The following is a 704-nucleotide window of genomic DNA, read 5'->3' on the forward strand; positions in this document are numbered from 1 at the left end:
GGGTTGGTCGGGCCGGGGCCGGGAGTTCCGCCCTCGGACAGGGTGATGTCCGAGCTGCCCTGGCTCTGGTAACCCTCGGTGGCCATGATCTGGTAGTAGTGGTTACCCAGGTTCAGCCCCACCCGGGCCCAGGCGTCGAAGTGGTTGGCGGTGGTGATGGTGCCGCTGCTGCGCTTCTGCTGCCGGACGCTCCAGTACTGGTAGAACGTCGCGGTGCCATCGATCGAGGGCTGGTTGACCCGCTGGCTACGCAGAATGTCGTAGGTGCCGCCATCGGTGGTGATGGAACCGAGCCGGGTCGCCCCGCTGCTCGGGTTGTAGCTACCGAAGTTCTCGACGATGTAGTACTCGACCAGCGGGTTGCGGGTCCAGCCATACAGGGCCAGGTAGCTGTTGTTGTTACCCGGGTTGTAGCTACCCGAGTAGGAGATCGTACGGCGGGTGCCCGGGTTCCAGCCCTTGCCACCGACCCAGTTGTTGGTGCTCCTGCTCCACGAGCTGGAGTAGCGACCGTTCTCGCGCAACACCATGCAGGCGTCGCCGCTGTCCTTCCAGAACGAGAAGAAGAACCCGTTGTGGTTGCCCTCCGTGTTCGAGCAGACCTGCCGGTCGGCCTCAGCGAGGGCGGGGCTGGCCGAGATCGCGACGGTGCCGGTGGTGGCCAACACTGCGGCGAAGGCAGCGGCAGCCAGCATCCTGACGCG

General features: G+C 65.5%; 1 protein-coding gene. It reads right to left on the minus strand.

The features are described from left to right. On the minus strand, positions 1-704 hold a 704-nt coding region (locus Vlu01_RS27335; RefSeq protein ID WP_373307522.1), incomplete at both ends, for a glycoside hydrolase family 11 protein.

Source organism: Micromonospora lutea, assembly GCF_016863535.1.
In the GTDB taxonomy this organism is placed as follows: Bacteria; Actinomycetota; Actinomycetes; order Mycobacteriales; family Micromonosporaceae; genus Micromonospora; species Micromonospora lutea.